19 protein-coding genes are annotated in these 16,582 nt (G+C 38.1%); 8 read left to right on the plus strand and 11 right to left on the minus strand.

What is annotated here, in order from left to right; translation table 11 throughout:
- The first annotated feature begins 91 nt into the window (after window positions 1-91).
- The 3 genes from speE to PQG54_RS00335 all read left to right on the plus strand — a co-directional run bounded on the left by speE (window position 92) and on the right by PQG54_RS00335 (window position 2,075).
- Entirely contained in the window at window positions 92-952 is an 861-nt protein-coding gene (gene speE, locus PQG54_RS00325) for a polyamine aminopropyltransferase (RefSeq protein WP_271789453.1), read from the plus strand.
- A 394-nt stretch (window positions 953-1,346) separates the two neighbouring features.
- Window positions 1,347-1,502 (plus strand): hypothetical protein, encoded by a 156-nt coding sequence (locus PQG54_RS00330; protein ID WP_271789452.1) that lies wholly within the window; start codon window positions 1,347-1,349, stop codon window positions 1,500-1,502.
- A gap of 12 nt (window positions 1,503-1,514) precedes the next feature.
- Window positions 1,515-2,075, plus strand: a complete 561-nt coding sequence (locus PQG54_RS00335; RefSeq protein ID WP_271789451.1) for a histidine phosphatase family protein — start codon at window positions 1,515-1,517, stop codon at window positions 2,073-2,075.
- Between the two features lies 1 nt (window position 2,076).
- On the opposite strand, the gene cobS is transcribed toward PQG54_RS00335, so the two are convergent.
- The 3 genes from cobS to PQG54_RS00350 are packed head-to-tail and all read right to left on the minus strand — an operon-like array spanning window position 2,077 to window position 5,185.
- Entirely contained in the window at window positions 2,077-2,856 is a 780-nt protein-coding gene (gene cobS, locus PQG54_RS00340; protein ID WP_271789450.1) for an adenosylcobinamide-GDP ribazoletransferase, read from the minus strand.
- Entirely contained in the window at window positions 2,853-3,872 is a 1,020-nt protein-coding gene (cobT, locus tag PQG54_RS00345; protein ID WP_271789449.1) for a nicotinate-nucleotide--dimethylbenzimidazole phosphoribosyltransferase, read from the minus strand. The genes cobS and cobT overlap by 4 nt, the downstream gene beginning before the upstream one ends.
- Window positions 3,869-5,185, minus strand: coding sequence for a cobyrinate a,c-diamide synthase (locus PQG54_RS00350; RefSeq protein ID WP_271789448.1), 1,317 nt, complete (start codon window positions 5,183-5,185; stop codon window positions 3,869-3,871). Before PQG54_RS00350 ends, cobT begins: the two co-directional genes overlap by 4 nt.
- A 23-nt stretch (window positions 5,186-5,208) precedes the next feature.
- Here PQG54_RS00350 and PQG54_RS00355 point away from each other — a divergent pair, with 23 nt between their 5' ends.
- Together PQG54_RS00355 and PQG54_RS00360 are read left to right on the plus strand one after the other, a co-directional pair.
- Entirely contained in the window at window positions 5,209-6,279 is a 1,071-nt protein-coding gene (locus PQG54_RS00355) for a cobalt-precorrin-5B (C(1))-methyltransferase (RefSeq protein ID WP_271789447.1), read from the plus strand.
- Window positions 6,280-6,378: 99 nt separating this feature from the next.
- Complete coding sequence (locus tag PQG54_RS00360; protein ID WP_271789446.1) at window positions 6,379-6,744, plus strand: hypothetical protein; 366 nt, start codon at window positions 6,379-6,381, stop codon at window positions 6,742-6,744.
- A gap of 347 nt (window positions 6,745-7,091) precedes the next feature.
- On the opposite strand, the gene eutC is transcribed toward PQG54_RS00360, so the two are convergent.
- Genes eutC through eat form a run of 3 tightly spaced genes read right to left on the minus strand, consistent with a single transcriptional unit; the run spans window position 7,092 to window position 10,639 of the window.
- Window positions 7,092-7,865 carry an ethanolamine ammonia-lyase subunit EutC gene (gene eutC, locus PQG54_RS00365; RefSeq protein WP_271789445.1) on the minus strand — a complete coding sequence of 258 codons (774 nt, stop codon included), beginning with the start codon at window positions 7,863-7,865 and terminating at the stop codon, window positions 7,092-7,094.
- Window positions 7,866-7,867: 2 nt separating this feature from the next.
- Window positions 7,868-9,250 (minus strand): ethanolamine ammonia-lyase subunit EutB, encoded by a 1,383-nt coding sequence (locus PQG54_RS00370; protein WP_271789444.1) that lies wholly within the window; start codon window positions 9,248-9,250, stop codon window positions 7,868-7,870.
- Window positions 9,251-9,274: 24 nt separating this feature from the next.
- On the minus strand, window positions 9,275-10,639 hold the full coding sequence (gene eat, locus PQG54_RS00375) for an ethanolamine permease (protein WP_271789443.1): 1,365 nt from the start codon (window positions 10,637-10,639) through the stop codon (window positions 9,275-9,277).
- 244 nt (window positions 10,640-10,883) lie between these two features.
- Here eat and PQG54_RS00380 point away from each other — a divergent pair, with 244 nt between their 5' ends.
- A complete protein-coding gene (locus PQG54_RS00380) occupies window positions 10,884-11,837 on the plus strand; it encodes a bifunctional helix-turn-helix transcriptional regulator/GNAT family N-acetyltransferase (RefSeq protein WP_271789442.1) in 954 nt (317 codons plus the stop codon).
- A gap of 36 nt (window positions 11,838-11,873) precedes the next feature.
- On the plus strand, window positions 11,874-12,260 hold the full coding sequence (locus PQG54_RS00385) for a DUF6632 domain-containing protein (RefSeq protein ID WP_271789441.1): 387 nt from the start codon (window positions 11,874-11,876) through the stop codon (window positions 12,258-12,260).
- A gap of 21 nt (window positions 12,261-12,281) precedes the next feature.
- Here PQG54_RS00385 and cobM read toward each other — a convergent pair whose 3' ends face one another.
- The 4 genes from cobM to cbiE all read right to left on the minus strand — a co-directional run bounded on the left by cobM (window position 12,282) and on the right by cbiE (window position 15,306).
- Window positions 12,282-13,040, minus strand: a complete 759-nt coding sequence (cobM, locus tag PQG54_RS00390; protein WP_271789440.1) for a precorrin-4 C(11)-methyltransferase — start codon at window positions 13,038-13,040, stop codon at window positions 12,282-12,284.
- Window positions 13,037-13,468 (minus strand): cobalamin biosynthesis protein, encoded by a 432-nt coding sequence (locus tag PQG54_RS00395; protein WP_271789439.1) that lies wholly within the window; start codon window positions 13,466-13,468, stop codon window positions 13,037-13,039. The genes cobM and PQG54_RS00395 overlap by 4 nt, the downstream gene beginning before the upstream one ends.
- A 73-nt stretch (window positions 13,469-13,541) precedes the next feature.
- Window positions 13,542-14,081 (minus strand): hypothetical protein, encoded by a 540-nt coding sequence (locus tag PQG54_RS00400; RefSeq protein ID WP_271789438.1) that lies wholly within the window; start codon window positions 14,079-14,081, stop codon window positions 13,542-13,544.
- A gap of 22 nt (window positions 14,082-14,103) precedes the next feature.
- Window positions 14,104-15,306, minus strand: a complete 1,203-nt coding sequence (gene cbiE, locus PQG54_RS00405; RefSeq protein WP_271789437.1) for a precorrin-6y C5,15-methyltransferase (decarboxylating) subunit CbiE — start codon at window positions 15,304-15,306, stop codon at window positions 14,104-14,106.
- Between the two features lie 23 nt (window positions 15,307-15,329).
- On the opposite strand from cbiE, the gene PQG54_RS00410 reads away from it, so the two are divergent.
- Window positions 15,330-16,076 (plus strand): cobalt-precorrin-6A reductase, encoded by a 747-nt coding sequence (locus tag PQG54_RS00410; RefSeq protein WP_271789436.1) that lies wholly within the window; start codon window positions 15,330-15,332, stop codon window positions 16,074-16,076.
- A gap of 2 nt (window positions 16,077-16,078) precedes the next feature.
- Here the strand turns inward: PQG54_RS00410 and PQG54_RS00415 are convergent, their stop codons facing one another.
- A complete protein-coding gene (locus tag PQG54_RS00415) occupies window positions 16,079-16,552 on the minus strand; it encodes a nuclear transport factor 2 family protein (protein WP_271789435.1) in 474 nt (157 codons plus the stop codon).
- Between the last annotated feature and the right edge of the window lie 30 nt (window positions 16,553-16,582).

A 16,582-nucleotide genomic window follows, 5' to 3' on the forward strand; every position in this document is an offset into this window, starting at 1 on the left:
AATTGATCGGCGAGAGTTACAGATCAAGGAAAGCTGGGCAAATATAATGCCCAGCTTTTTTGTATTTGAAGATAGTGAAAAGGACAACAAAATGTCTAAACAATGGATCGATGAAACACTTTACGATGAATGGAAGCAAAGCTTTCGTGTTGATAAAGAGCTAGCTCATAAACAATCTGATTATCAAGATATTCGAATTATTGAGAATGAATTCTACGGACGTGTGCTGTTGTTGGATGGTGTAACGCAAATTACTGAAAAAGATGAATTTGTTTACCAAGAAATGCTGACGCATGTTCCATTATTCACGCATGGCAATGCCAAAAGAGTTCTTATCATAGGTGCTGGGGACGGGGGTGTTCTACGTCGTGTTTTACAGCATCCAGAAGTAGAAAAAGCAACCATGGTGGAAATTGATGGGGATGTTGTATCTTTATCAAAAGAATTCTTACCTAAGATTTCTGATGGATGTTGGGATAATCCAAGAGCAGAACTTATTATTGGCGATGGTATTCGATATGTTGCGGACGCCAAAGATGAAAGTTTCGATGTGATTATCGTTGATAGCACAGACCCAATTGGTGTTGGTGAAGTGTTATTCACAGATGCATTTTATCGTGATTGCGCCCGTATTTTAACAAGCCAAGGGTTGATTGTTAATCAATGTGGCGTTCCATTTATGCAAGCTGATGAGCTTCGTGAAACAAGTTTGCGTAGGGCCAAATTCTTTTCATATGTGTCTGCTTATGTTGCTGCGGTTCCAACCTATGTTGGTGGGTTTATGACATTAGGTATTGCTGGAAAAGGCAAGGATCAAACACGACAATCCGTCGATGTAATTACTGAGCGTGCCCAAAAATCAGGCATTTTAGGTAAAACAAAATATTGGTCACCAGAAGTTCATGCAGCTTCTTTTTGTCTGCCACCATATATTCAAACGCAATTGCCTTAAATGATGGGCAAGGAATATTAGAAGTGGTTCTAGATACTTCTAATATTCTATGTATAATGTTTATTGAAGAAGCTGTATAATTTTCAACTTGTCATGATGTATATATTTATTTCTTTTGACGCTATTAATTCTTGATCGTCTTGAGTAAGCGTATGTATTATATCTTGTTATAAAAAATAAAAAATTTGCCATAGATCACAGGTTTAAAAGCTAACAATATAATGTTGAAATATCGATTCAATCGATTTATAAAAAGCTTTAACTATGGCTAATTATTTGTAAAGCTAAGTTATATATTGAATGAGTGTGATATTGTAAGATCATACTGGTATTTTTGTGATAGCAATTTATTGCAATTGTTGGATTGCATAATTCATGAGAGCAGAGGCGAATAATGAACCAAGTGATGATTTTGCTGACCGTTTGTATTATTGCTTTAGCGATGTTTGCAATTTTTTATTCGTTATGGGATGTCTTAATGGGGCGTTGGTCAGAAAAGAAACGTATACAGAGCCAGATCGAAGACCAAAATGATTTTGATAATAGTTGAACGATCTAAGTTATGATGACAAACAAAAACAATAATGTAACACGAGTTCATTTTCAAATTGGTTTAATCCGTCACCCTCCTGTGAATGTGCCTGTTGGATTATGCTATGGACATACTGATGTTCCTTTGAAAGAAGAGTGGGAACAATATGCAGTGCTGCCAAGTAATTTTCAAAATGTGACAATATATACATCGCCAGCAACACGTTGTTTAAAGCTGGCTCAAAAAATTGCAGAACAATATCATCTTCCTTACCAAATAGAAGACCGTTTATTAGAATTTAATTTTGGTAATTGGGAAGGAAAATTGTGGGATGATTTGACTAAGGAACTCATTGATGAATGGGCTAAAGATCCTTGGGGATGGAACGTGCCGGGAGGGGAGAATGGTCAGGAATTATTTGATCGTGCTTCTGAAGTTTGGCAAGAAATTTATCAAAAACAGGAAAATGCACTGATTGTATCTCATGCGGGTCCCCTGCGTTTATTACGCCAAGTGGCAATGAATATAAAACCGATTGAGTTATTGGGTGATTTACCCAATTTTGGAAAGTTAGAAATTTTTAATTTTTAAGCTAAAACAAGGCCACAAAGATAGTGCTGGATACTAGAATCCCAGTTGCTACAAAAACTTGTATAGCACCCAGAATATCCCCTGTATATCCTTGAATATGTTGATAAGAGAATGAAGTAATTCCGATTGCGATGATAATTGCTAGAAGACTATAGGCGATTGCACAGATCAACGGGGCTAATGAAAAAGTAAGGATGAAGGTGGCTAGGGCAGCTATGATTGTTGAAGGAAGCGCAGTATTTTTTAATGTGCTGGCTAAACCATCATCTCTTGCTGGTTTGCTAATGTAAATTGGTAATAAAATGCTCATTCGCGAAAGGATCGCAGTAATGATTAAAATAGGAATAGCTTTATAAGAATATTGTACAAGAAACGCAAGACTGCTGGCTTGTAGTCCTAAGATAATTACTAGCGTTAAAACACCATAAGTTCCTAAACGACTATCTCGCATAATGAATAACTTATGTTCTTTATCTTTTCCTCCCCCAAATCCATCAGCCATATCGGCCAATCCGTCTTCATGTAATCCTCCAGTCAATAGTAACTGAAATCCAATGGTTAGAAATGCGACGATCCAAGAGGATGGAAAATAACGAGATGCAGTAAAGAAAAAAACGCCGTTCAAGGAGCCTAAAAGAACGGAGACTAAGGGCCATGTCCAAATGGCTCGACCAAAAGAGAATGGAAAATCTGAACGATAAAGCCATTGGACGGGTAATCGAGAAAAGAACGAAAGCCCGCAATAGAGATCGGCATGAATTTTTCTAAAAAATAAATTCATGATTGTGGCGAGGGAAGTCCTGCATCTTGATAGCTATTCATACCTGTGTAACACGCCAAAGCGCCTTTGAGTAAAGGCACGACTGTTGCTGCACCCGTTCCTTCTCCTAACCGCATGTTAAATGCAATTAAAGGATAAAGACCTAAATTCCCAGCGAGGAGCAAATGTCCTTTTTCAGCAGAAAGATGGCTGATTTTGGTATGATCTAATCCTACGGGATTTAATTTTTGTAATGCAGCGATGGCAGCCGTGCATACAAACCCATCTAATAAAACCGGAATATTTAAATGACGCGCTGCAAGAACAGCACCTAGTAACGCTGCATGCTCATACCCGCCTAAACGACGACAAGTTTCCAAAGGATCGTGTAAGAAAGATTCATGGAGTGCTAAGGCTTTATCAACGGCTTTTTGTTTGTTGATTGTATGTTCTGCTGCGGTGCTGGTGCCTTTGCTGACCCATTGTGAGCCATCCCCACCAAACAAAGCAGCACTTAATGCTGCTGCAATGGTTGTATTTCCAATGCCGACTTCTCCTAAACAAAGCAAATCAATATTGGGTGTAACAGCGTTATAGCCAGCTTCGACAGCTTGTAAAAATTGTTTTTCTGTCATGGCTGGTGCTTGGGTAATATTAGCGGTCGGTTCCAAGTTATTAACAGGAATAACCCTTAACTCTGCATTAGCATTTTTGACTAATTGATTAATTGCTGCGCCACCTTGATTGATTTGTGCAACCATTAACTCTGTGATGCTGGCAGGATAAGGGGTGACATTTTCTGCTGTTACGCCATGATTGCCAGCAAAAATCATCATGCAAACACGATCAAGCGTTGGATTAGGCTTGTTTTGCCATGCTGCCAACCAACCAACTAAATTTTCCAATTCCCCAAGGCTGCCAGGGGGTTTCAATAAAGTTTTTTGTTTTTCATATGTTGCTTGTTCGCTGACATCGTCTTGAGAAGAGAGGTCTAAACATGCTTGTCTAAATTGGTCTAATGTTTCAAAATTTTTCATGATTGTAATGCAATACTATGGAAAAAACAGCCTGTGATAAGATTTCGGCGCCCACCTTCTGTCCCTAGAGGGTTTCCAGTGCCGTCGGTCAGCGTAGCATAAGGAAGATCATCCCCTGGGTCAATGACCGTGGCATAATGAAATTCGTGTCCATGGATCAATTCTCGTTTAGGTGTATTAAGGAATGCTCGACGATAACCAAGATGTATTTTATGTTTTTCATAACTACAAGAATGGCTTAATAATCCCGTCATTTGATGAGAAATACCATCTTTATCGATTAATGTTTTCCCCATGACCATATAGCCTCCACATTCCCCATGCACAGGGCGCGTTTGAGCAAAGGATTGCAACCCTTTTATAAATTGATCTGCATTGGCTAACTGCCCAGCATAAAGCTCTGGATAGCCCCCAGGAAGCCAACAAGAATCACAATGTTCGGGAGGGGGATCATTATTCATAGGAGAGAAAAAGTGAATGTTAGCCCCTTGGTCTTTCCATCCTTTCAGAATATGTGGATAGATAAAGCTAAAGGCAATATCTTTGGCGATGGCAATTTGTTGTCCAGGCGGAGGCAAAGCAATATAAGTTGATGTGTTTGGAGTTTGGATTGTCATATCCAGTTCCAAGATTGCATCGATATTGATATATTTCTCTGCAATATCTGCTAAGTGATTTAAATGAAGATTAAGATCATGATGTTCTTCTGCTTGAATTAGCCCCAAATGACGCGCTGGTAAATGAAGTGTAGGGTCACGTGGAATTGATCCAAGAACAGGAATATTGATGCGTTTAAAGGCGGCTTCGGTGCTGGCGTGATGTCGTGGAGAGGCAACATTATTGAGAATGACACCTTTAACTTGAATATTGGGATTGATATTGGCAAAACCATAAGCAATCGCAGCAGCAGATTGGGCTTGTCCTGTAATGTCCAGCACTAAAATAACAGGCAGGTTATAGTGTTCTGCCAGATCAGCCCCACAGCCTCTGTGACCATCTTGGGTTTCAATGCCATCAAAAAAACCCATCGAGGACTCGATAATTGTAAGGTCAGATTCTTGTAGTGTGGTCGCGAGCAAATGATCTAATAAAGGAGTAGGCATTGCCCAGCTATCTAAGTTAAAAGAAACTGCATCGGTGGCAACGCCATGAAATGCAGGATCAATATAATCTGGTCCAGATTTGGCAGCACGGACTTTGATATTTCTGCGTTTTAATGCAGTGAGTAAACCCAAGGTAATGGTGGTCTTTCCGCTGGCAGATTTTGGGGCAGCGATAATGAACCCCTTTGCGTTTTGTTCAGAATGCGTCATAGTTTGCTTTGAAGGGAATATGAATGAACCAAGAGAATCAACCATTACGATATGGATGGACAACAGGGGCTTGTGCAACGGCTGCTGCCAAAGCGGCTTATCTTGCTATACATAATGGTTTTTTCTTGGATTGTGTAGAGATTACCTTGCCACAAGGTAAAAAAGTTTCTTTTTCTTTATTTAAAAAAGAGTTCGTTACCGCAGATTGTGCGATTGCCTCGGTCATCAAAGATGCTGGAGATGATCCTGATGTGACACATGGCGCAGAAATATGGGTGCAGGTTAAACGATTAGATGTTGGACAAGGGATTGTTTTTAAAGCAGGTAAAGGGGTTGGAACAATTACCAAACCAGGATTGCCTTTGGCGGTAGGTGAGCCAGCAATTAATCCAGTGCCTCGTCAAATGATTATTCAGGCTTTATCAGAAGTTGTTGAGAATTGTGATGTCGAAATTACAATCGGTGTCATCAATGGTGAAGCAATCGCCTTAAAGACGATGAATCCACGGTTAGGGATATTGGGAGGCTTATCGATCTTAGGAACCACAGGGATTGTTGTTCCGTTTTCTTGTGCCGCGTGGATTGCCTCTATTCATCGTGGGATTGATGTGGCGAGGGCTGCGGGTTTAGATCATCTGATTGCTTCAACAGGAAATGTTTCAGAGGTTGCCGCACAAAAGATTTATAATCTGCCCGAAAGTGCATTGATCGAAATGGGAGATTTCGCTGGTGGGGTTTTAAAATATATCAAAACTCATCCCGTAAAAAAACTAACATTGGCTGGTGGAGTTGCCAAAATGACCAAACTTGCCCAAGGGCATTTGGATTTACACTCTAAACGCTCTTCTGTCGATTTGGAATTGTTAGCCGAATGGGTCGCACAGCTTGGGGCTAGTAAAGAAATGGTCGAACAAGTTAGAAATGTAAATACAACGGCTGAAGTTTTTTCGTTATGTCAGGGGCGTATTGCGTTAGGAGATTTTGTTGCACAGAAAGCATTGGAAATTGCAAGACAAATGCTTGGTCCTGTCTTAATTGAAATAGAAATATTGCTTTTTGATCGGCAGGGGCAGTTACACGGGCAGATTGGTTAATTTATAATTTGATATATATTATTATCTATAATAAATAGCATGTTTAATGGATTTATATATAAAAATATTTTCAACTAATATGGATAGGCTGTCAATGAAATGGATAATTTTGTAGGCGTATTAATACTACCTTTTATAATGTTGGCTCTATCGATATTTTTGATAGTTAGGAGTTTTTTACCGCCATCACAAAAGACAGCAAAGTGCGATCAGTGTGGTTCTTCGAATGTCGATTGCATTCACCGTGAAGAAATAGAACGCTTTTTAGAGCGTAGTACAAAACAGTTTCAGCCAAACCAAATTACAACAGTTAAGATCAGTAAAACTTATATTTGCTCATCATGTCATCATGAATTTAAACTGATGGACTATTACCAACTGACTCGCAGAATACTAGATCAATTTGATTTGGAAGATCAAGCTATTCAAAGAAATAGGCAAAAATATAATTTAAACTCTGAATAATTTTGTATGGATATATTATTTTGAAGCGCTTTATTATTAACAAATAATTTCGTATTTTTGATTAAGTTATTCACTCTGAAACGAGTGAATAAAGATAATGTAATATTCACCAATTTTTATACTTAAATATGATATAAGTTTCTTGCCGAAAGCATATTGATCCAATATTCTCGTCTATCGTAAGCACTTATGCTTGGGTTTGGATAAAATAATCAGTAGAAATGCAATTACTCTTTATAAATTTATATTTCTATATTTGGAGCAATTCATGATAACGTTTTTTTTGTTAAAGAAAAATATCATATACATTCTTTAAAACTAACCCTTTTAAAAAACTTATGCTGACGTTAAGCGATATAAAGCGGTTTGATGGTGTCTGATAAAGCAGCATTATCGCTTTCATCTTTCAAACGAACGCCACTGATTTGTTTGATAAAACTTTGCTCTAATAACCATGCAAGCTTAAATGCAGCCAGATCGTGTTTTAACCCTTCTGGACGAACATTTGAAATACAATTGCGATCGGCATCATTGCGTGTATCATTTGGTTGCCACGTCATATAAATACCAAGGCTGTCTGCAGAGGATAATCCAGGACGCTCGCCAATTAGCATCGCAATGGATTTTGCACGTAGGATACTCCCAATTTGATCGCCAAGTGCCACTCTGGCTTGATGTGCAAGAATGATTGGTCCCAATTGCATATTTAATTTCTTTAAATAAGGTAGTAACGCACGAATAACGCATACAGCCTGACGATCAACTGCATAAGAAGATAACCCATCCCCAATAATAATGATTAAATCAAAAGGGTTTTGATAGGCTTTTTCAAGTTTCTTAATACTTTCTAGGTTTAATTTTCGTCCTAAATCTGGGCGACGCAAATATTCTTCTCGATTTTTAACGCAGCTGTGAACGGTAAGTGTTGATAAACCCATTTTATGTAATTCACTTTGGATTTGATCGCTATCAAAAGGTTGATGCACAGCATCTCTTGCTTGTGCGTGAGATAGAGAAAAATTCAAAATTTCGTTGGTTGGTAAGCTAACACCATTACGTCCTAAAGCGATTCTTGCTTTGGTAAATTGTTTTAAAAATAACCAATTATCAGGAAGGGTCATGTTTATTCTCCTGCTGGTAAAGAAGCGAGTAAAGGATGATTAGAATTGGCGGTTTGTAATTGCCCCATTTGATCGGTGATATGCATTTGTTCTAGCCATTTTCCAAATTCAGGAGCGTGTTTGAGGTTTAATAGACGACGAAGATATAATGCATCATGAAAAGAGGTGCTTTGATAGTTTAACATAATATCATCAGCGCCAGGAACATTGATAATAAATGGGATATGGGCTGTTCCTAATAAAGTGAGTAATGTATCCATATCATCTTGATCGGTCTGGGCATGATTTGTATAGCAAACATCACAACCCAACGGTAAACCCAGTAACTTTCCACAGAAATGATCTTCTAACCCAGCTCTGATAATTTGTTTACCATCATATAAATATTCTGGTCCTATAAATCCGACCACGGTATTGACGAGTAAAGGCTTGTAATGTCTTGCTACTGCATAGGCTCTGGCTTCACAGGTTTGTTGATCGACCCCATGATGTGCATCGGCAGATAAACAACTACCCTGCCCAGTTTCGAAATACATGACATTATTTCCAACAGTGCCTCTATTTAAAGAAAGTGCAGCCTCGTAAGATTCTTGTAAAATATTTAAATTAATTCCAAAGCTAGTGTTGGCTTTTTCTGTGCCTGCAATGGATTGAAAAACGAGATCTACGGGAATATTTTTTTCTATCAGTTGAATCGTATTGGTAACATGTGTGAGCACGCAGGATTGTGTAGGAATTTCAAAACGTTGAATGACTTCATCCAGCATTTGGTTAATTTTTCCCAAGATGGGTAAACTGTCACTTGCTGGGTTAATTCCAATCACTGCATCGCCACTACCATAAAGTAACCCATCCAACATGCCTGCAGCAATTTCTTGTAAATCATCGGTTGGGCTGTTGGGTTGTAATCGGGTGCTTAGATGTCCTGGCAATCCTATCGTATTTCGAAATTTTGCTACAACATGACATTTTTTTGCGGCGATAATCAGGTCTTGATTACGCATTAATTTACTGACTGCTGCGGCCATTTCAGGGGTAATCGCAGGGCTTGCAGAGGTGATCATTTCTGGTGTGGTTGTATCGGCTAAGATCCAGTTACGAAAATCCCCAACCGTTAAATGGCTAATAAGCTGAAATTTTTCTTTGTCATGACGATCAACGATGAGGCGTGTAACTTCATCTTGTTCATAGGGGATTAACTGATCCTCTAGAAAAGTTTTTAATGGAATATCAGCCAGCGCCATTTTTGCAGCAGCGCGTTCCTCATCACAACTGGCAGCAACACCCGCCAACACATCGCCTGAACGTAGAGGGGATGCTTTGGCCATTACTGTTTTTAAATCTTCAAAAACCCAAGTCTGATTAGCTAAAATTGTTTTATACATAATATATACTTGCTCTTAATGTTATTAAGGTTTTTCTGGATTCATTTTACTTCTAAAGGATCGAGTAGATAAAAAATAAAGATATCCAATTCCCATAAACCCGATAAAGCATCCTGCTAGTTCAAGGTTATAGAGTGCCATTGTAATCAAGCATAAGATAGACATGATCATTGCAAAAAGCGGTGCAAAAGGATACAAGATGGCTTTAAATGGTCGATGAAGATTGGGTTCAGTACGGCGTAATTTAAATAAGGATGCCATTGAAATAATATACATCAATAATGCACCAAATGCAGCCACAGTCATAATACTTGCTGTTAAAGGCTGATTTGCAATAATGATCAGAGAGTCTGAAAAAATGGCACCGATACCAACGAAACCACCTGCTAAAATAGCAATATATGGTGTATGGGTATATTTATTTACTTTTGCTAAACATGGGGGTAAATAGCCCTCGCGTGCCAAAGAAAATATTTGTCGAGAGTAACCCATAATAATGCCGTGCAAAGAAGCAATTAACCCAAATAACCCAAGCCACACTAATAAATTTAACCAGATACTTTTTGCACCAACAACGGCTTTCATTGCTTGTGGTAAAGGGTCATTAATATTAGCCAGCAAACGCCAATCACCTTTTGCTCCTCCTGCAAATAGCATAATCAGTAATGCAAGCAGAGTAACGGTAATAATGCCAGCCCCCAATGCTTTTGGAATTGTGCGTTGTGGATCTTTTGCTTCTTCAGCTGCCATAGAAGCGCCCTCAATGGCGAGGAAAAACCAAATGGCAAAAGGTGTTGCAGCTAACATGCCTTCAATCGTTGAAAAGTGAAATTGGTTTTGTCCACCCCATCCATTACTAGCAAAATGTTCCCATGAAAAAGTAGGAGCAACGATTATCATAAACAGAATTAATGCAAAAATGGCCAGTAAAGTAACGACTAATTCAAAGGTTGCCGCAATATGAACGCCAATAATATTAAGCCCCATAAAGAGTAAAAACGCTGTGCAGGCAATTAGCTTAGTATTAATAAAAGGAAATTGAACATTGATATAAGCCCCAATCGCCATCGCAATCGCAGGAGGGGCAAAAACAAATTCAATTAATGTTGCAAATCCAGCGAAGAAACCAATTGTTGGTCCAAAAGCTCTTAATGCATAAGCAAAAGGTCCCCCTGCATGAGGAATGGCGGTACTCAGCTCGGTTAAACTAAAAATAAAGCAGCAATACATTAATGCAATTAACAGAACGACAATTAAAAACCCTAATGTTCCAGCAGAAGCCCAACCATAGCTCCATCCAAAAAAAGATCCAGAAATGACCAGTCCAACTGCAATTCCCCAAAGGTGGAAACCACTTAATGTTTGTTTAAGAGCTGTGTTTGATGACATAAGCAACCTTTTGTATAAATAAAAAAACTATAAAAAATGCTAATTAAATTATAAAAATAAAGCAAATAAAAAAATTAATAGGATATTTTTTATGAAATATTTGAAATATTTGAAATATTGGATTGTTAATGTTTGTTTTAAATCTTTTGTTATCATTAAAAAAAGAGCAAAATTATAATTTGACAAGAGGTAAAATAATTATATAACACGTTATATAATTATTTTATAGTCATGGAATTGTATAATGTTTGATGTATTGGGTGAGTTTGGCTCTGTCTTTTTAGGTAGTAGATTAAAACGCCTTGGCGATCGTATGCAGGCAAGTGCAGCTCGCATCATCACAAATGCAGGTTTGCCAGTTCAACCTGGGCATATGCCTATTTTATTTGCGCTTGGTCGCGAAGCAATGACAATTAACCAAATTGTGAAGGTTGTCGGTATTAGTCAGCCAGGGATTACGCGCAGTATAGGTCAATTGATTGATCTTGGTCTTCTTTCATCCAAAGTGGGTATAGATCAACGTCATCGAACAATTTCGCTGACCGCTGCTGGATATAAGGTGATGATGAAAGCTCAACTTTATATATTTCCTCAGGTTGAAGAAGCAATAGATCAATTATGTGGTGGCTATGCATCAAAATTTTTAAAGCAAATGAAAGCGTTGGAAGATAGTCTGGTTGTTACCCCTTTAGATGTTTTGGCATCGCAAATAAAAATAGATGTGATGATGATCGAAGAATTTTCTGATGAACTTGCTCATTATTTCCAAGATATTAATACTGAATGGATTGAGGCAGAGTATCAACTTGAAGATGTTGATCGTAAAGTGCTTGAAAATCCAAGGGACGAAATCATTAATACTGGTGGTGTCATTTTATTTGTTAATGTTAAAGGGCTTGGTATTGTTGGGACTGGTGCGCTTAAGAAAACAGGAGCAACAAGTTATGAGTTAATAAAATTTGGAGTGTTTACAAAAGCAAGAGGTCTAAAAGTAGGTGAATTTTTATTAAAAGAAATTATCAAACGTGCAATGGTGATGGGTGCAGATCCGCTATATCTTGTTTCGAATAAGCGTGCAAAAGCTGCAATACATCTTTATGAAAAGCTGGGCTTTTACCACGATGATGGGATCATGAAGCAGTATGCGGGGGCTTGTGAACGTGCTGATGTAGCCATGCGTTATATGCCTAATCGTTAAGTTTATTCATAATTAGTAAAAATTTGGATGCTTATCATGCTTAACAATAATAGATTATTATCTGTGGCTCTTGTTCTTTTTGGGGTAACTTTCTGTTTAATATATCCGCTTGCTATGTTGTGGCCTTCTGGTTGGGCTTGGCATGAGGGTTCTCCGGTTTCAAGTCACTACTTTATGATGATTGTTGGTATCTACGCGACCCTTGGTATCTTCATGATTTGTGCTGCTAAAAATCCTACCGGTAACCGTTCTTTAATTTGGTTTGTTATTTGGTCAAGTATTGTCCATGCTGGTGTGATGGGATTACAAGCATTGGGGAATGGTATGCATCGTGGTCATCTTACTGGTGATGTGCCTGCATTATTAATTGTAGCGGCTGTGCTTGCATTTTTAATGAGGCGTGTTGATATGTATATTAAATAATCGTAATTTTTGATAACATTTTCAATAAGTATTTTTAAATCGTCGTTGATACTCCACATTATATAATGCACTTTCGGTTGCTTGTGTATCATGTAGGGCAGGGCCAACCATAATCAAGGCGGTGCGTTCAACGGGTTGTTGGTTGAATTGTTCAATAATCGTGCCGAGGGTTCCTTTTAAGATTTGTTCATTTTCCCATGTTACTCTGGCTGCAATCACTATAGGACAATCTGTTCCATAAAAAGGGATGAGGCGTTCAACAATTTCCTCTAAACGATGAATGGCGAGGTGTAAAAGAAGTGTGCATCCCGTTGTCGCAAAGATCTCTAGTTTTTCATTTTCTGGCATAGTGGAAGCTCGCCCTGAAATACGAGTGAGGACAACAGATTGTGCAATTTCTGGAATAGTCAGTTCTTTTTCTATCAAAGCGGCCGCGGCTGCAAAAGCAGGCACGCCAGGAGTTAGCGTATAAGGAATATTATGTTTTTTTAAACGCCTAATTTGTTCGGATACAGCACTATAAACGGATAGATCTCCGGAATGAAGACGGGCAATATCTTTGCCTGCTCGGTGGGCTTTGACATATTCGGCTTCGATTTGATCAAGATTCAACGGGGCCGTATCAATTAATGTCGCCTTAGGTGGGCAAAAATCTAGCATTTCTTTGGGGACAATAGAGCCCGCATATAAACAAATCGGACATTCAGATAGGAGTTTATGTCCTCGTAATGTTAATAAATCCACAGCCCCAGGGCCAGCACCAATAAAATGAACGGTCATAAAGGGTCTCCTTTGATTGCTATGGAAAAACTAATCTTGTTATAAATCATTTTAGGAATCAGTAAACGCCCATTTTTATACATAAGTGCCAAAGCACAAGCCTCTGCCACGGCACCAAGGCCAGTATGACGATAAGAAATTTCTGAAAAGCTACTGCATTGATGTTGTAAATTAAGTAATTTTTCTTGGTTAATAAAATGTATGGGGAGCGTTGATAGGGTGATTAAGTCAATAGTATTTTGATCATGTTGTTTAAATGTGGGAAGAGCAATATCCGTTGCTTGATATTGATGTTGTTTAAAAAATGTTTCTAAGGTTTGGATTAGCTCAACAGCAGATATTTTTTTTGAAAATCCCATACCAACAATGACAGGTTTTATAGGGAGAGAATTTTTTTTGATAGAATTGTTTGAAATAATTGTTTGCATCTTTTTTAATCTAAATTTAGACAAAATATATTTTAGAAATATGCTTATTTTTTTATAATAATTTGTTCTGCTTCTAACGTAAATTGTTTAAGTTCAAATTTACATTTTGATAAGAATCAATTGGTTTGTATGAATTGTAGAGATAAACAGGCGTTATTGTTTTTGCATGAAAAATGATGTGATTAGTAGGTGTGTTTTTTATCTCTTTATTCTCTGGGTTTATGTAAAGAGTTGAGATAATAAGTGATCCAGAAGCGGGCAGCAATGATAATTCTTTAAATAATACTGCGGATCCGTTCCATGTAGGATCAGGTATGATATTATCTTTACCATCTCGAATATCTTTAAAATAGAATGATGTTGTTATATGCGTCATTGCTTTCAAAGGAATGTATAAATCTTGATTTGTATTATTCTTAATGCTGATATTTAATTGTAATGTATTTTCTTTTGAATAAATACATTGTGGGTTACCAGGGCAGATAATCGATAAACTAAGCAGATTATTATTGTCTGTGGTAACATTTTGAGCTTTGCTTTGATAAGCGAAGAAAAAAAATATAGCGAATAACAATCCAATGATTTGTTTTGATTTAATAAATAATACTTGCATTACGATTATATTCTTATATCCCCTAAGGCTTCTGAACAACATATTGCGTAATGGCTCGAGCAGGTTTAAAGCCATGATATTGTCCCAAAGGTTCATAATGTTCGAGATGTAATCGTGTCATCTCTCCACCCCATTGTTGTTGTGCTTGGAAGAGTAAAATATCGCCTTCAATAGTTACAGAGTTAATTACTAAACGTCCTAAGGGGCGTAATGCATTCCATACTGTTTTGAGTAATGTAGGCGATGTTAATCCACCACCAATAAAAATTGCATCAGGACGAGGTAAATTATGTAATATTTCAGGAGCCGTTCCTTCAACCATTTGTAATGATGGAACCCCAAGTCGTAAGGCATTTTCTTTAGCACGATGGGCACGGTCGGTTCTAGGTTCAATAGCAATAGCTTTGCACATAGGATGTGTTAGCATCCATTCAATTGCAATAGAACCAGAGCCCGTTCCAATATCCCATAATAATGCCCCAGGATAGGGTTGTAATGCAGATATTGTATTGGAACGAATGGGTTGTTTTGTAAGTTGCCCATCATTTTTAAACCAATGATCCTCTCGTCCATGTGTAAAAGGGAGAGGAGCAAATATGTCCAACTCAACTGCAATTATATTTAATGGGTGAATATTATTGGGTAACAGGTCTTCTTGAGTAAAATGACATATATTTTCACTGGAACCACCCAGAGCTTCTAAAATATAAAAATGCTTATAGCTGATGTCCCATACTTTGAATTTTTCATATACATGATGAGGAGTTTGTTCATTGGCAGATAAGATAAGTAGTCGTCGATAAGGTATGAGTGCAGGGCGTAATGTTTCAATAGGACGTCCGCATAAAGAAACGGTGTGAATATCTTGCCCATGCCACCCCAAATGATTGCATGCCAAACTATAGGCAGAAATGGTTGGAAAACTTTCCCACTCAGTGCGGGTTAATGTTTTTGTTAATAAAGGACCAATCCCATACCAAAAAGGATCACCAGATGCCAAAACAGCAACAGAGTTCGGTTTATGTTGCAAAATTTTTTCTATAGAATGATCCAAAGGGTTTGACCATATTTGTTTTTCCCCTTGAATTAAGGTGTGTGCATGGGCAAGATGACGTTTTCCACCGACGACAAGGCTAGCATTTCGGATGCGGTGTTGGGCGGTGGGGCAAAGTCGGTCGATACCATCTTCACCAATACCAATAATGCTTAAAAACGGAAATGTCATCGAGATCTGGGGGTCAATTCAATATGAAGAAAAAGATTTTAATACTAGGAGGAACGACAGAGGCTTCAGCTTTGATTCAATCCTGCGTTGACCATGTAAATTATGATCTGATCTTATCATTGGCTGGTGTAACCAAAAATCCTGTCTTACCCCCACAAGTGACAGCTAGGATAGGAGGATTTGGCGGCGTAGTAAAGATGGCAGAGTGGATGCAAGGTAATAATATTCATGCTGTTGTTGATGCAACGCATCCTTTTGCTCAACAAATTACAAGCAATGCGTATCAAGCAGCACAGATAGCCAATATTCCTTACTTACGGTTGGAACGACCTGAATGGCAAAAAGAATCAGATGATCTTTGGTATGAAGTAAAAACTGTAGAGGATGCAGTCTTAAAATTGGGCAAAGATCCTTTACGTGTTTTCGTAACAATTGGCCGTAAAGAGCTATTGCCTTTCAAAAACGGTGTTGTTTCTCATTATTATTGGATCAGAAGTGTTGATCGTCCTGATGAGTGTTATCTTCCTCGTCATGCTCAGTTGATCCAAGCCAAGGGACCCTTTGATGAAGCGGATGAAATCGCTTTTTTAAAACAGCACCAGATTGATTGTATTGTCAGCAAGAATTCGGGTGGACAAACTGTGTATGCAAAGATCAGTGCTGCACGAAAATTAAAGATCCCTGTATTATTGATTCAAAGACCCAGAATGGAATCAATGCCACGTGTAGATACGTGGCAACAAGCCCAACAATGGATATTACAGATTTAATATCATAATCCTAACTCTGATAATGAAGCATGGTCTTCAGGTCTTGCTGCTCCCATAGACCAAAAATATTTACGTTCATGTTCTTTAATAGGTAAATCATTGATACAAGCAAAACGCTTGCTCATTAGCCCATGTTCATCAAATTCCCAATTTTCATTGCCATAAGAACGAAACCATTGATTTTCTGTATTACGCCATTCATAAGCAAAGCGAACGGCTATTTTATTATGTGTATAAGCCCATAACTCCTTGATTAATCGATACTCTAACTCTGTTTGCCATTTTTGGGTTAAAAATTGGACGATTTCTTGTCGTCCATTGATAAATGCAGAGCGATTACGCCACTGACTGTCAATCGTGTAAGCCAAGGCAACTTTTTCTGGAGCTTGGTTATTCCACGCGTTTTCAGCGAGACGCACTTTTTGGCAAGCAGTTTCAAAAGTAAAAGGAGGTAAAGGTGGGCGTTGCTCTGTCATTATATTATGGCTTTCGAATGAGGAAGTTGT

The sequence above is a fragment of the Commensalibacter communis genome (genome assembly GCF_947179015.1).
Classification (GTDB): Bacteria; Pseudomonadota; Alphaproteobacteria; order Acetobacterales; family Acetobacteraceae; genus Commensalibacter; species Commensalibacter communis.

What these genes read in the sequence shown, in the direction of transcription:
- cobS (WP_271789450.1), bottom strand. Translation starts at nt 2,856, where the DNA reads ATGAATTTATTTTTTAGAAAAATTCATGCCGATCTCTATTGCGGGCTT.
- PQG54_RS00335 (WP_271789451.1), top strand. Translation starts at nt 1,515, where the DNA reads ATGATGACAAACAAAAACAATAATGTAACACGAGTTCATTTTCAAATT.
- PQG54_RS00385 (WP_271789441.1), top strand. Translation starts at nt 11,874, where the DNA reads ATGCTTAACAATAATAGATTATTATCTGTGGCTCTTGTTCTTTTTGGG.
- PQG54_RS00370 (WP_271789444.1), bottom strand. Translation starts at nt 9,250, where the DNA reads ATGTATAAAACAATTTTAGCTAATCAGACTTGGGTTTTTGAAGATTTA.
- PQG54_RS00350 (WP_271789448.1), bottom strand. Translation starts at nt 5,185, where the DNA reads ATGACGCATTCTGAACAAAACGCAAAGGGGTTCATTATCGCTGCCCCA.
- PQG54_RS00410 (WP_271789436.1), top strand. Translation starts at nt 15,330, where the DNA reads ATGAAGAAAAAGATTTTAATACTAGGAGGAACGACAGAGGCTTCAGCT.
- PQG54_RS00415 (WP_271789435.1), bottom strand. Translation starts at nt 16,552, where the DNA reads ATGACAGAGCAACGCCCACCTTTACCTCCTTTTACTTTTGAAACTGCT.
- cobT (WP_271789449.1), bottom strand. Translation starts at nt 3,872, where the DNA reads ATGAAAAATTTTGAAACATTAGACCAATTTAGACAAGCATGTTTAGAC.
- PQG54_RS00400 (WP_271789438.1), bottom strand. Translation starts at nt 14,081, where the DNA reads ATGCAAGTATTATTTATTAAATCAAAACAAATCATTGGATTGTTATTC.
- PQG54_RS00355 (WP_271789447.1), top strand. Translation starts at nt 5,209, where the DNA reads ATGAACCAAGAGAATCAACCATTACGATATGGATGGACAACAGGGGCT.
- speE (WP_271789453.1), top strand. Translation starts at nt 92, where the DNA reads ATGTCTAAACAATGGATCGATGAAACACTTTACGATGAATGGAAGCAA.
- cbiE (WP_271789437.1), bottom strand. Translation starts at nt 15,306, where the DNA reads ATGACATTTCCGTTTTTAAGCATTATTGGTATTGGTGAAGATGGTATC.
- PQG54_RS00330 (WP_271789452.1), top strand. Translation starts at nt 1,347, where the DNA reads ATGAACCAAGTGATGATTTTGCTGACCGTTTGTATTATTGCTTTAGCG.
- eutC (WP_271789445.1), bottom strand. Translation starts at nt 7,865, where the DNA reads ATGACCCTTCCTGATAATTGGTTATTTTTAAAACAATTTACCAAAGCA.
- eat (WP_271789443.1), bottom strand. Translation starts at nt 10,639, where the DNA reads ATGTCATCAAACACAGCTCTTAAACAAACATTAAGTGGTTTCCACCTT.
- PQG54_RS00395 (WP_271789439.1), bottom strand. Translation starts at nt 13,468, where the DNA reads ATGCAAACAATTATTTCAAACAATTCTATCAAAAAAAATTCTCTCCCT.
- cobM (WP_271789440.1), bottom strand. Translation starts at nt 13,040, where the DNA reads ATGACCGTTCATTTTATTGGTGCTGGCCCTGGGGCTGTGGATTTATTA.
- PQG54_RS00360 (WP_271789446.1), top strand. Translation starts at nt 6,379, where the DNA reads ATGGATAATTTTGTAGGCGTATTAATACTACCTTTTATAATGTTGGCT.
- PQG54_RS00380 (WP_271789442.1), top strand. Translation starts at nt 10,884, where the DNA reads ATGTTTGATGTATTGGGTGAGTTTGGCTCTGTCTTTTTAGGTAGTAGA.